The sequence below is a fragment of the Rhodanobacter sp. Soil_C_14 genome, from assembly GCF_057657335.1.
Map to the genome: position 1 here is coordinate 270,138 of NZ_JBDGIQ010000003.1, position 12,271 is coordinate 282,408.

Sequence of the window (12,271 nt, forward strand, 5' to 3'; positions counted from 1 at the left end):
TGCCGGCCGTCCCGATTTTTTGCGCTATCCTCGACCGGATTCCGGGGGGAATGGATGACCATGGAACGCGGGCCGATCGTCGCCACCATCATCTGCGTTGCCGCCACGACGGCAGCAGGGCAGATGCTGGAGTGCCATCACGTGCTTGTCGACCGCGACAGGCCTGCCCTGCGAATCCGTTTGCCATCACCGGCCGTTTCGCTGGCATCTAGGCCGCGGACCTTGCAGCTTCATCACCTTTCATTTCGATCCCCTCGCACGAGGCGTGAACGAACATGGCGATTGCAGGTGACAGGTGCCTCGATTCCAGGTTCCGTGCCGCGTAATGCCGCGGGAACGGGAAGGAATTCGCCTTTACGCAAGTGACAGAAGCATCCGACTCGGGCCCGGTTCTCCGGTTCCTCTTTCGATCGACCACCAAGGGAGTTGATGGGCATGCCTTCACAACCGGTTATCGACACACTGCTTGCAGCTTATGGCTGGACGGGCAAACCTGCCGCCCACATCGTCAACATGCCCGGCCACCCTCTGGCCGATATCGCCAACAAGACCACTCTTTGGCACAACTTGAACGCGAATCTGTGGCGTTATGCGCGAGCCAACAACTGGGTCTGGATAGATACGGCCGGAAACAACGGCTCGACCTCGCATAGCGGGCCCATCGCCCCGGGCAAGCCCCCGGCGATCCCTGGAGCCGGCACCGGCGGCATACCGTTGCTGGACGGTACCAACCTGGCGAAATCCTGCAATTGCGGAATCTTCAACACCGTGGCGCGGCAGCTCGCCTGGCACATCCTGGGGTTCAAGGACAACGAGGTGTTGAACGCCTCCACCGACAAGACCTTCGTCACGCTTCCCGGATCATCCACGTTCGACGCGGCATGGATGGGCAATGTCCGCACGGTGACGCAGGACTTCGCCACGATCCAAGCGCTGAAATTCACCAATCACTCCTTCAGCAAGGGGCCCGATGGCAATTTCACCGACGCCACCTGCAACGTCCCCAGCTTCGCCAACAAGACCGACATCATGTGGTTCGACCTCAAGCGGGCCAAGAGCACGCTGCTGGTCGAAAACTCCGGCCAAGCCGGCTGGCTGGTGGTTGACACGGTCTATAGCCATCATGGTCACCTGCCGGCCGGAGGCCCGCCTTACTACCTGATTGCCTCCGCGCAGCTGAAGGCAAAGAAGGGATTGTTCCCGCTGGGAGGCCCCGGACTGACACAGGCGGCGATCAACGCCGTGCCCGACCAATGCGCCACCTGCGTCGCATGGCCGAACTGGTGGCTGCTGAGCGCCAACGATCTCCCCGTCGAATTCAAGAACTGGGCGCGCTACTTCCTGCCGATACCGGGATACAGCTCGGGGTATTAGGGGCGACATCGGTGACAATGTTGTCCGCCTTGCGGTGCCATTGCATGGCGTGGGCAAGGGGGTGGCGAGGCCGCACAAGAAGTGGGGCCGTGAATTTGATCGGGCCCCTTTGTTCACATGCGATAGGTCCGTGCTTCATCGCTAATCCGGGGAAAATGGATGACCATGCAGCATTGGTCGATCACCGCCCGTGACCTGTGCTGTGTGGCTGCCGGACACAGCGAAGCGCCAGGCAAAAGGCGGCGGCAACCACACGCCGCGCCGGCCTCGGACGGTATCTAGATCGACCGGTGGTTGCTACACCCGTAATGAGGAACGGCCCCGAAGGGCCCGTTCTTCTTCATGCTCAGTCGGCCTCGCCACCCGTACACCATTGGCTCTCGCAAGGTGTCCCGTCGTCGTCGCCATCCATTTGCGTGCCGGGGCACTGTTTGATGAAAAAGGTGGCTTCGGCACACGAGGTCATTTGTGAGCACCGGGTGCGGCCGTCGCAAGAGAAGGTTGGCGCGGGAGACGCGGGAATGGATGGAACGACGGATGCTGCCTGTATCGGAGAAGGCGTGCTGCTCTGGGCTAGCCGTGTGTAGCTGTACCAGCCAATGACGCCGATCGCCGCTACGCTGGCTATGGCCACGAGCGGGTTTCGCCGTGTCGAGGATGGCCGTGGGAGGTGATGGCGGTGCGATGCAGCTCTGCTGCCGGGGCGCATGACGCGCACGGCCCGATGCTTGCCGTCGGGGCGCAAGTCGGTCTCGAAGGATACGAGTTCGCCAATGCGGGGTCGGATACCGTCCCGCGGAAAGGCAGAGATGTGGACGAAGAGTTCCTTGGTGCTCGCCGCCGTCTCGATGAAGCCGAATCCCCTGTCGTCATTCCACTTGGTCAGTGTGCCGTGGATGCGCATGGGCGGAGCTTCCTGGCCTGGGTTCGTAATCAGTGCATCGGATGTTCAGACTCCACGTCGGCGGCCGTCAAGTCCGGCGGCAGGCTCGCAGTGTCATCTCCGAAAGGCGCGCTGGAGAATACGTCCATGAAGACCTTCGTGGTCCTGACATCGTTTGGCGACGGGCGTGGCCGGATCGGTCCGCTCATGGTCCGGCGCGGTGCTCGTCGGCGGTCGGCCCGGCTTCCTAAAGTGACGACTTCCCCCAACGAAGGAGTCGCCTCATGTCCGATACCCCCGCCTTGCTGGTCATCGATGTGCAGCAGTCGTTCCTGCATGCGCCGTACTGGCGCGAGGACGATGTGCCGGTGTTCCGCGAGAAGTTGTTGGAACTGATCGACGCGGCGACCGCGCGCGGATGGCCAGTCGTGCGCATCCTGCACGAGGAGAGCGCCGGCCATTTCGCCCCGGCGTCGGGGCTGGTGACGCCGATGGCGTGGGTGCCGGACGCGCACGACGTGGTGTTTCGCAAGCAGGTGCACAACGCGTTTACCGGCACCAGCCTGGAGGCGTGGCTGCGCGAGCGCGGCATCGGGCGGGTGATCGTCAGCGGCATCCGCACCGAGCAGTGCTGCGAGACCACCGCGCGGGTGGCCTCGGATCTCGGCTTTGCGGTGGACTATGTGACCGAGGCGACGCTGACGTTTCCGATGATCCACGCCGGCAGCGGAAGCCACTACGATGCGCAGGACATCAAGCAGCGCACGGAACTGGTTCTGGATGGACGCTTTGCCCGCATCCGCACCGTCGATGACGTCCTCGCTGATCACTGAGGTGTGCTTCGTGCTGCCGCCGGCGCTGATCCTGCTGGATCTCGCCGGCGCGGCCGACGCGTTCCGCATCGCCGCCTCGATGGGTTTGCCGGTGCGCCTGCGCCTGCTGGCACCGATCGCGGACGGCGAGGCTGCCACGACGGCGCTGGGCGTGGGACTCGCCGGCATCGAGCCGCTGCCGGCGCAGTTGGATGATCACGCGATGATCGTGGTGTGCGGCGCCACCGGCAGCGGTGAGCAGGTGTTGTCCTCGCCCGCCAGCAAGGCCCTGGTCGCATGGCTGCAGCGGCATGGCGGCCGCGGCCGGCGGCTCGCCTGCGTGTGCTCGGGCGCGTTGCTGGCCGCCGCCGCCGGGTTGCTGGACGGCCGCCGCTGCACCACGCATCACAGCCTGCTCGACACGCTGCGGGAACTCGCGCCGACCGCCGAGGTGCTGGACAGCCGCGTGTTCGTCGAGGATGGCAAGGTGTACACCAGCGCGGGCATCACCGCCGGCATCGACCTGGCCCTGCATCTCATCGCCTGCCTGGGCTCGTCGCGGCTGGCTGCCGCGGTGGCGCGCGAAATGGCCGTCTACGTGCGGCGTGCGTCGGGTGATCCCGCGCTGTCGCCGTGGCTGGAAGGGCGCAACCACATGAACACGGCTATCCACCACGTGCAGGATGCGCTGGCCAGGGCGCCGGCCCAGGAATGGCCGCTGGCGCGGCTGGCCGACATCGGTCACCTGAGCGTGCGCAGCCTCACGCGGCATTTCCGCGAAGCCAGCGGCATGTCGATCAACACCTACCACGCCCGCCTGCGCCTCGCACTCGCCCGTCAGGCGCTGGCCACCGGGGACAGCGTGGAACGCGCCGCCGAACGTGCCGGGCTGGGTTCGGCACGCCAGCTGCGCCGGCTGTGGTCGACGCATGCGAACGACAGCCCGGCGTCGGCGCGACGGCGGCGCTGAGGGCACCTGCGGTTTTCCGCTGCCCCGCCTTGGCTGGAAACGGAAACGGCGCCGTATCGCTACGGCGCCGTTCGTTTTTCGGTCAGGCGATTACAGCGCTTCGAAGATTCCTGCCGCACCCATGCCGGTACCAATGCACATCGTCACCATGCCGTACTTCTGCTTGCGCCGACGCATGCCGTGCACCAGCGTGGCGATGCGCACCGCACCGGTAGCACCCAGCGGATGGCCGAGCGCGATCGCGCCGCCCAGCGGGTTGACCTTGCTGGGGTCCAGCTTGAGGTCGCCCATCACGGCCAGCGCCTGGGCGGCAAATGCTTCGTTGAGCTCGATCCAGTCGAGCTGATCCTGGCTGATGCCGGTTTGCGCGAGCGCTTTCGGGATCGCTTCCTTCGGACCGATGCCCATGACTTCGGGCGGGACGCCGGCGACGGAGAAGCCGACGAAGCGGGCCAGCGGCTGCAGGTTGTATTCCTTGATGGCCTTTTCGCTGGCGAGCATCACGGCGCCAGCGCCGTCGGACATCTGGCTGGAGTTGCCGGCGGTGACGGTGCCGCCGAACTGGCCGTTGCGGAACACGGTCTTCAGCTTGGCCAGCACTTCCATGGTGGTGCCGGCGCGCGGGCCTTCGTCGGCGCTGATGGTGCGGCTGTCGGTGACGATCTTGCGGGTGGCGAGATCCGGATAATGATCGTCCAGCGCGAACGGGCTGATCTCGTCGTTGAACTCGCCGGCGGCCTGGGCGGCCAACGCGCGGCGGTGGCTTTCGACCGAGAACGCGTCCTGCTGCTCGCGGCTGACTTTCCACTGCTTGGCGACGTTCTCGGCGGTGATGCCCATGCCGTAGGCGATGCCGATGTTCTCGTCCTGGAAGATCGCGGGGTTCATGGCGATCTTGTGGCCCATCATCGGCACCATGCTCATGCTCTCGGTGCCGCCGGCGAGCATCAGGTCGTCCAGGCCCAGGCGGATGCGGTCGGCGGCCATCGCCACGGCCTGCAGGCCGGAGGAGCAGAAGCGATTGACGGTGACGCCGGGCACGGTGTGCGGCAGGCCGGCCAGCAGCAGGCCGATGCGCGCCACGTTCATGCCTTGCTCGGCCTCGGGCATGGCGCAGCCGATGATGACGTCGCCGATCTGGTGCGGGTCGATACCGGGGTATTGCCCCATCACGGCGCGAATCACGTGGGCGAGCATGTCGTCCGGGCGGGTGTTGCGGAACACGCCGCGCGGCGCCTTGCCGACCGGGGTGCGGGTGGCGGCGACGATGTAGGCGTCTTGGATTTGCTTGGTCATGGTTCGGATCTCAATGGAGTGGGAACGGGGAACAGGGAACGGGGAACGTGCAGATGGCGCTTTGCTTGTTGCTGCCTGTACTGACGTTTCGTTCTCGCACCCTCCAATCAAAAGCGGCGGCTGGGACCAGGTTCGGGGCAGGACGTAAAGGACATGCTTGCGACAGCCTCCACGTTCCCTGTTCCCCGTTCCCTGTTCCCCGCTTAATTCCTGAGCGGCTTGCCGGTGGTCATCGTGTGGGCGATGCGGGCCTGGGTCTTTTCGGTCTTGGCCAGCTCCACGAAGTGCTTGCGTTCCAGCGCCAGCAGCCATTCCTCGTCGACGGTCGAGCCGCGCTCAATCACGCCGCCGCACAAGGTGTCGGCGATGCGCGTAGCGATGTCGATGTCGTGCGGCGAGGCGAAGTAGCCGGCCTGCAGGTTGGCCAGCGAGGCCTTGAAGGTGGCGGTGCCGACATCGCCGGCGACCGGGATGGCGTTGGCAGGCAAGGGCGGGCGGTAGCCGGATTCGGCCAGCGCGTTGGCCACCTGCTTGGCCACGTAGAGCAACTCGTAGGCGTTGAACACGACCACGTCGCCGTCGCGCAGCAGGCCGAGGTTCTTCGCCTCGAACGCGCTGGCGGAGACCTTGGCCATCGCCACCGTCTCGAACACTTTCTTCAGCTCCTCGAACGGATCGGCCGGATTGGCCTTCGCCGCGCGGATCGCCAGCTCATGCAGGCCGCCACCGGCCGGCAGCAGGCCGACGCCGGCCTCGACCAGGCCGATGTAGCTTTCCAGTGCTGCAACCGTCCGGGCGGAATGCATCTGGAATTCGCAGCCGCCGCCGAAGGCCATGCCGCGCACGGCGGAAACCACCGGCACCAGGGCGTGCTTGATCGCCATGCTGGTGCGCTGGAAGTTGGCGACCATGTGCTCGAAGTCGTCGAACTTGCCGTCCTTCAGCAGGCCCAGCGCGCCCTTCAGGTCCGCGCCGGCGGAGAACGGTTCGCCGGTCTGCCAGATCACCACGGCCTTGAGTTTTTCCTCGGCCAGCTTGATCGCGTGCTGGATGCCGTCGAGCACGTGGTCGTTGACCGTGTTCATCTTGGTCTTGAACGAGATGATGCCGATGCCGTCATCGCCCAGCGTCCACAGGCGCACGCCGTCGTTCTCCCACACGGTGCTGCCGGTGTCGAACTTCTCGCCCAGGATCGGATCGGGGAACAGCTGGCGCTGGTACACCGGGTGCTGCGAACGCGGCTTGTCGGCGTTGGCGCTGGCGGAATACGAACCGTCCTTGCCGTGCACGCCCTTGCGGCCGTCGGTGACCCAGGCGGGCAGGGGCGCGTTGCTCATCGCCTTGCCAGCCTTGATGTCTTCGTTGATCCATTCGGCAATCTGCTGCCAGCCGGCGGCCTGCCAGGTCTCGAACGGACCGAGCTTCCAGCCGTAGCCCCAGCGGATCGCGAAATCGACGTCGCGGGCGGTGTCGGCGATGTCGGCCAGGTGATAGGCGCTGTAGTGGAACAGGTCGCGGAAGCTGGCCCACAGGAACTGCGCCTGCGGGTCGCTGGAGGCGCGCAGCTTGCCGAACTTCTCGGCCGGGTCCTTGATGGACAGGATCGCGGCGACTTCGTCGGACGGTTTCTGCTCGGATGGGCGGAAGTCCTGCTTTGCCACGTCTAGAACCTGGATGTCCTTTCCGACCTTCTTGTAGAAGCCGCCGCCGGTCTTCTGGCCCAGCGCCCCCTTGTCGATCAGGCCCTGGAGCCACACCGGCGCCTTGAAGTACTGATGCCACGGATCGTCGGGCAGGGTGTCGGCCATGGTCTTGATGACGTGCGCCATGGTGTCCAGGCCGACCACGTCGGCGGTGCGGTAGGTGGCGCTCTTGGGGCGACCCAGCGCCGGGCCTGTCAATGCGTCGACGGTGTCAAAGCCGAGATTGAACTGGTCGGTGTGGTACATCGCCGACAGCATCGAGAACACGCCGATGCGGTTGCCGATGAAGTTCGGGGTGTCCTTGGCGATCACCACGCCCTTGCCGACGGTGGTGACGAGGAAGGCTTCGAGGCCGTCCAGCACGCTCTTGTCGGTGAGTCTGGTCGGGATCAGCTCGACCAGGTGCATGTAGCGCGGCGGGTTGAAGAAGTGCACGCCGCTGAAGCGATGGCGCATTTCCTCGGGAAGCGCCTCGGCCAGCGTGTTGATCGACAGGCCCGAGGTGTTGGAGGCGATGATCGCGGTCTTGGACAGGTGGCCGGCGATCTTCTTGTACAGGTCGAGCTTCCAGTCCATCCGCTCGGCGATCGCCTCGATCACCAGGTCGACGTCCTTCAGATGATCGAGATCATCGTCGTAGTTGGCCGGGATGATCGAGGCGGCCAGCGCCTTGTCGGCCAGCGGGGCGGGTGACAGCTTGGCCAGGTTGGCGATCGCCTTCAGCGCGATGCCGCTCTTGGGGCCTTCTTTCGCGGGCAGGTCGAACAACACGGTTTCGACGCCGGCGTTGGTCAGGTGCGCGGCGATCTGCGCGCCCATGACACCGGCGCCCAGCACGGCGGCCTTGCGGATGCGCAAGCCGGGGGTGGGGGAGGATGCAGCAGTCATTGGCTTCTCCAAACGTGCAAGAGGTGGGACAGGTGAATTCAGGGGTGGCTGAGACCGGCCACGGCGAAGCGGATCAGGTGCAGGGCGGTCTGTTCGCGATGGGCGTTCTCGCTGACATCGCTTTTGCGCTGGATCATGCCGAAGCCGGACATCGCGTGGGTCAGCGCGCCGGTCACCAGATCGATGCGCCAGTACAGCTCCTGCTTGCTCAACTGGGGCAACAGGCGGGCGAACTCGGCGGTGAACTGGCGCATGACATGGCCGTAGTTGGCGGACAGGAACTGGCGCAGGGTGTCGTCGTGTTCGGCGAAGGCGCGGGCCAGCACGCGCATGAACAGGGCGCCGCTGTCGTCGTGGGAAAGGTCGAGCGCCGGGCGGATGAAGGCTTCGAGCACGTCTTCCAGGGTGGTCTCGGGCGCGCCGGCGACCTGCGCCAGTGCGGCCAGTCGGCTTTCGTTCAGCGCGTCGAGGCGGCGACGGAACACCTCCTCGACCAGCTTTTCCTTTGAACCGAAGTGGTAATTGACGGCGGCCAGATTCACCCCGGCATTGGTGGTCAGCTGGCGCAGCGAGGCGCCCTCGAACCCGCGCTGGGCAAACAGCAGCTCGGCGGCGCCCAGGATGCGGTCCTTGGTTGAAACGGAGCTGTTCACGGAAGGACCATCCAGCAGCCTGAGGTCGGTTCAAACGATCGTTTGAGCATACGCGGACAGCTCCGCAGCCGTCAAACGATCGTTTGTTGCAAACCCGCCGCGACTTGCGTATGGGTTAGAATCTGTCACAATTTCGTGAGCTAAATCCTCAATCTCTGACAGATTTGGCCTCAGCCGGCCTCGACTGGCGACCATCCCTTTCCCAATCATCCGTTTTTTTCCGGAGCAGACCCGTATGGCGCTGGAGCGCACTCTTTCCATCATCAAGCCCGACGCCGTTGCCAAGAACGTCATCGGCCAGATCTACGCACGCTTCGAACAGGCTGGCCTGAAGATCGTCGCCGCCAAGATGAAGCAGCTGTCGCGCCAGGAAGCCGAAGGCTTCTACGCCGTGCACAGCGAGCGCCCGTTCTTCAAGGCGCTGGTCGAATTCATGATCTCCGGCCCGGTGATGATTTCCGCGCTGGAAGGCGAGAACGCCGTGCTGGCCCACCGTGACCTGATGGGCGCGACCAATCCGAAGGAAGCCGCGCCGGGCACGATCCGCGCCGACTTCGCCGAGTCGATCGACGCCAACGCCGTGCATGGTTCCGACGCCGTCGACACCGCCAAGGTGGAGATTGCCTATTTCTTCGCCGCCACGGAAGTTTGCCGTTAATTTGTGCGTTCATCCTTGAACGCGAAGATCAAAAAGCGGCCATCCGTGGCCGCACTCTTCACAAGAGCCATTCCTTGAACCAAGTTGTCGCCAGTAACACCAAGGTGAACCTGCTCGATTTCGATCGGCAGGGCCTGCGCGATTTCTTCGTGCAGATCGGCGAGAAGCCGTACCGCGCCGAGCAGGTGATGAAGTGGATCTACCACGACCTGGAAGACAACTTCGAGAACATGACCGACGTGGGCAAGGCGCTGCGCGCCAAGCTCACCGAGGTCTGCTACATCGGTGCACCGAAGACCCTGCTGGACAAGGTCGCCACTGACGGCACGCACAAGTGGCTGCTGGGCATGGACTCGGGCAATGCGATCGAGACGGTCTACATTCCCGAGCCGACCCGCGGCACCTTGTGCGTTTCTTCGCAGATCGGTTGCGCGCTGAACTGCCAGTTCTGCTCGACCGGGGCGCAGGGCTTCAATCGCAACCTGTCGACCGCCGAAATCATCGGCCAGGTCTGGGTCGCGGCGAAGTACCTGGGCAACGTGACCCACCAGAACCGTCGCATCACCAACGTGGTGATGATGGGCATGGGCGAGCCGCTGGCCAATTTCGAGAACGTGCTCAAGGCGATGAAGCTGATGCGCGACGACCTGGGCTTCGGCCTGGCCGCCAAGCGCGTCACCTTGTCGACCGCCGGCATGGTGCCGCTGATCGACCAGCTGTCCGACGCCATCGACGTGTCGCTGGCCGTCTCGCTGCATGCGGCCAACGATGATCTGCGCACCGAGCTGATGCCGATCAACAAGCGTTATCCGCTCGCCGAGCTGCTGGCTGCCTGCCAGCGCTGGGTCGCGCGCAAGCCGCGCACGTCGATCACCTTCGAATACACCTTGATGAAGGGCATCAACGACCAGCCCGAGCATGTGCGGCAGCTGATCAAGCTGATGCGCAAGCTGCCCACGTGCAAGGTCAACCTGATTCCGTTCAACCCCTTCCCGGGCACCCAGTTCAAGCGTTCGGATGCGAACGACATCCACCAATTCCAGACCCAGTTGCTCAATGCCGGCATTTTGACCATGCTGCGGAGGACTCGCGGCGACGACATCGACGCCGCCTGCGGCCAACTGGCCGGCCAGGTCGCCGATCGTACCCGGCGCAGCGCCGACATCAAGAAGCGACAGGAAGAGGGGACATCGCATGCGGTTTGAGCGGGTAGTGCTGTTCAGCCTTTGGCTGCCATTGGCAGGTTGCGTCACCACGCACAGCGACAGCAGCTCGCTGGGCAAGAGCATGCCGCAGAGCAGCCAGAGTGATCAGGCTGAGGAAGCCGCCCGCATCCATACCGAACTGGCCCAGCGTTACCTCAATTCGGGCGACCTGCAGACGGCCCTGGAAAAAGTGACCAAGGCGCTGCAGTTCGATCCCCGCTACGCGCCGGCCCACACCGTGATCGCCGTCATCTACGAGCGCATCAACAGGCTGCCCGAGGCCGAGGAGCATTACCGCAAGGCGGTTGCACTGGAGCCGAACAAGGGGGCACCCAACAACAACCTGGGTGTTTTCCTCTGCCATACCGGCAAGATCGCCGAGGCGGACCAGTATTTCCGCAAGGCGATAGCCGACCCGTTCTACCAGACTCCGGACGTGGCCTTGACCAATGCCGGTGTCTGCCAGCTTCGCGCCCACGACATTGCGGGGGGTGAAGCGAGTTTTCGTGACGCCATCGCAAGAAATCCGGGTAATGCAGAGGCACTCTTCCAGCTTGCAAATACGCTTTACCTGAACAAGGATGCGTTTCGCGCCAGGGCGTTCCTCCAGCGGTTCGATGCGCTGGGCCAGCCCACGGCCGCGTCACTCAAACTGGGGCACGACATCGAAACACGTCTGGGCAATAAGGAAGGCGCCCTCACTTACAGCAAGCGACTGCTGAGCCAGTTCCCGGATTCGGAGCAGGCGCAGGCGCTGAATTCAACGACCCGCCAATGACCTCCATGCAATCCCAGCCGACCGGGCAGAGCTCTGACAAGCCCGAATTGTTCGGTATCAATTTGCCCAACATGGATGTGTCCCCCACAGACCCCCACGCGGTAAGTTTCGGCAGTCGCCTGCATGGGGCGCGTGAAGCCCGCGGGCTGGACCTGGAAGCCTGTGCCCATACGCTGAAGTTGCCCGCTCGCATACTGCGCCAGCTCGAGCGCGATCAGCACGAGGGCATTGATTCCAAGGTCTACCTGGCCAGCTATATCGGCAAATATGGTCGCTACCTGGGTATCAACGAGGCATCGATCCAGGTGGAACTGGATCGCATCCGGCAGGTCGAGACACCTTTGGTAGCCACGGGCGGCATCTCGCATTCGCGCTTCCTGCTGGATCGTTACGCCACGGCCGCCACCTACGTCGTGCTTACCGCAGTGATCGTGGTGCCGATGATCTGGCTGGGCGTGCGCGGCACGCTGGATCGGGATCTCACCCATCTCGCCCCGCTCGACGCAACACCGGTAGCGCAGATCGAGGCGCCCGCTGTCGAGGCCGTCAAGACTGACGGGCAGACGCCCGCCAGCATCCTGCCGCCAGTGCAGCAGGTCGCACCACCGGCGCAGGATCAGCCGCTGCTCGCCTCCATGGCGCCATTTCCCAGCCTGGAGAACAGCAGTCTGACGCCTGCACGACCGACACCACCCGTGGTCGAAACCGGCGTGGGTGATCATAGCCTCAGCATGACGCTTACCTCGGCGAGCTGGGTGGAAGTGGTGCAGGCGGACGGCACGCGACTGGAATACGGCTTGCTTCCTGCCGGAACCAGCAAGACCTACCACAGCAGCCAGGCGCTGGACGTGCGCATCGGCAACGCCAACGGTGCGCAGGTGGTGATCGACGGTGCCACGATCGGCCTCGATGATTTCCGCCGGGCCAACGTGGCCCGTTTCCGCGTGCGAATGCAGGACGGCAAGGCTTCCGCAGCCAGCCTCTGATCGCCATTCCGGGCCGCTTCAGGCGCGCCATTTCGGTTATGCTTGCCCACTGACGTCCACTCGGT

General features: G+C 64.5%; 11 protein-coding genes. 7 read left to right on the forward strand and 4 right to left on the reverse strand.

The window, feature by feature from the left end; genetic code table 11:
• Positions 1–435 precede the first annotated feature (435 nt).
• A complete protein-coding gene (locus AC3A56_RS09785) occupies positions 436–1,374 on the forward strand; it encodes a hypothetical protein (protein WP_157599287.1) in 939 nt (312 codons plus the stop codon).
• Between the two features lie 346 nt (positions 1,375–1,720).
• On the opposite strand, the gene AC3A56_RS09790 is transcribed toward AC3A56_RS09785, so the two are convergent.
• Positions 1,721–2,278 carry a cold shock domain-containing protein gene (locus AC3A56_RS09790; RefSeq protein WP_056718560.1) on the reverse strand — a complete coding sequence of 186 codons (558 nt, stop codon included), beginning with the start codon at positions 2,276–2,278 and terminating at the stop codon, positions 1,721–1,723.
• A 263-nt stretch (positions 2,279–2,541) separates the two neighbouring features.
• On the opposite strand from AC3A56_RS09790, the gene AC3A56_RS09795 reads away from it, so the two are divergent.
• Complete coding sequence (locus tag AC3A56_RS09795) at positions 2,542–3,090, forward strand: cysteine hydrolase family protein (RefSeq protein ID WP_487770176.1); 549 nt, start codon at positions 2,542–2,544, stop codon at positions 3,088–3,090.
• Positions 3,038–4,039, forward strand: coding sequence for a GlxA family transcriptional regulator (locus AC3A56_RS09800; RefSeq protein WP_487770177.1), 1,002 nt, complete (start codon positions 3,038–3,040; stop codon positions 4,037–4,039). Before AC3A56_RS09795 ends, AC3A56_RS09800 begins: the two co-directional genes overlap by 53 nt.
• Positions 4,040–4,129: 90 nt before the next feature.
• Here AC3A56_RS09800 and AC3A56_RS09805 read toward each other — a convergent pair whose 3' ends face one another.
• The 3 genes from AC3A56_RS09805 to AC3A56_RS09815 all read right to left on the reverse strand — a co-directional run bounded on the left by AC3A56_RS09805 (position 4,130) and on the right by AC3A56_RS09815 (position 8,579).
• Positions 4,130–5,335: an acetyl-CoA C-acyltransferase gene (locus AC3A56_RS09805; protein WP_487770178.1), complete on the reverse strand. Its 1,206-nt coding sequence runs from the start codon at positions 5,333–5,335 to the stop codon at positions 4,130–4,132.
• Between the two features lie 203 nt (positions 5,336–5,538).
• The gene (locus tag AC3A56_RS09810; protein WP_487770179.1) at positions 5,539–7,926 is read right to left on the reverse strand and encodes a 3-hydroxyacyl-CoA dehydrogenase/enoyl-CoA hydratase family protein; all 2,388 of its coding nucleotides are present in this window, start codon (positions 7,924–7,926) and stop codon (positions 5,539–5,541) included.
• A gap of 38 nt (positions 7,927–7,964) precedes the next feature.
• Complete coding sequence (locus AC3A56_RS09815) at positions 7,965–8,579, reverse strand: TetR/AcrR family transcriptional regulator (protein WP_056718556.1); 615 nt, start codon at positions 8,577–8,579, stop codon at positions 7,965–7,967.
• Positions 8,580–8,814: 235 nt separating this feature from the next.
• Between AC3A56_RS09815 and ndk the strand changes: the two genes are divergently transcribed.
• The 4 genes from ndk to AC3A56_RS09835 all read left to right on the forward strand — a co-directional run bounded on the left by ndk (position 8,815) and on the right by AC3A56_RS09835 (position 12,206).
• Positions 8,815–9,237, forward strand: coding sequence for a nucleoside-diphosphate kinase (ndk, locus tag AC3A56_RS09820; protein ID WP_056718555.1), 423 nt, complete (start codon positions 8,815–8,817; stop codon positions 9,235–9,237).
• 74 nt (positions 9,238–9,311) lie between these two features.
• Positions 9,312–10,442 carry a dual-specificity RNA methyltransferase RlmN gene (gene rlmN, locus AC3A56_RS09825; protein WP_056718554.1) on the forward strand — a complete coding sequence of 377 codons (1,131 nt, stop codon included), beginning with the start codon at positions 9,312–9,314 and terminating at the stop codon, positions 10,440–10,442.
• Entirely contained in the window at positions 10,432–11,220 is a 789-nt protein-coding gene (gene pilW / locus AC3A56_RS09830; RefSeq protein ID WP_056764933.1) for a type IV pilus biogenesis/stability protein PilW, read from the forward strand. Before rlmN ends, pilW begins: the two co-directional genes overlap by 11 nt.
• The gene (locus AC3A56_RS09835) at positions 11,217–12,206 is read left to right on the forward strand and encodes a RodZ domain-containing protein (RefSeq protein ID WP_487770180.1); all 990 of its coding nucleotides are present in this window, start codon (positions 11,217–11,219) and stop codon (positions 12,204–12,206) included. Before pilW ends, AC3A56_RS09835 begins: the two co-directional genes overlap by 4 nt.
• Positions 12,207–12,271: the final 65 nt, after the last annotated feature.

What these genes read in the sequence shown, in the direction of transcription:
- AC3A56_RS09785 (WP_157599287.1), top strand. Translation starts at nt 436, where the DNA reads ATGCCTTCACAACCGGTTATCGACACACTGCTTGCAGCTTATGGCTGG.
- AC3A56_RS09790 (WP_056718560.1), bottom strand. Translation starts at nt 2,278, where the DNA reads ATGCGCATCCACGGCACACTGACCAAGTGGAATGACGACAGGGGATTC.
- AC3A56_RS09795 (WP_487770176.1), top strand. Translation starts at nt 2,542, where the DNA reads ATGTCCGATACCCCCGCCTTGCTGGTCATCGATGTGCAGCAGTCGTTC.
- AC3A56_RS09800 (WP_487770177.1), top strand. Translation starts at nt 3,038, where the DNA reads ATGGACGCTTTGCCCGCATCCGCACCGTCGATGACGTCCTCGCTGATC.
- AC3A56_RS09805 (WP_487770178.1), bottom strand. Translation starts at nt 5,335, where the DNA reads ATGACCAAGCAAATCCAAGACGCCTACATCGTCGCCGCCACCCGCACC.
- AC3A56_RS09810 (WP_487770179.1), bottom strand. Translation starts at nt 7,926, where the DNA reads ATGACTGCTGCATCCTCCCCCACCCCCGGCTTGCGCATCCGCAAGGCC.
- ndk (WP_056718555.1), top strand. Translation starts at nt 8,815, where the DNA reads ATGGCGCTGGAGCGCACTCTTTCCATCATCAAGCCCGACGCCGTTGCC.
- pilW (WP_056764933.1), top strand. Translation starts at nt 10,432, where the DNA reads ATGCGGTTTGAGCGGGTAGTGCTGTTCAGCCTTTGGCTGCCATTGGCA.
- AC3A56_RS09835 (WP_487770180.1), top strand. Translation starts at nt 11,217, where the DNA reads ATGACCTCCATGCAATCCCAGCCGACCGGGCAGAGCTCTGACAAGCCC.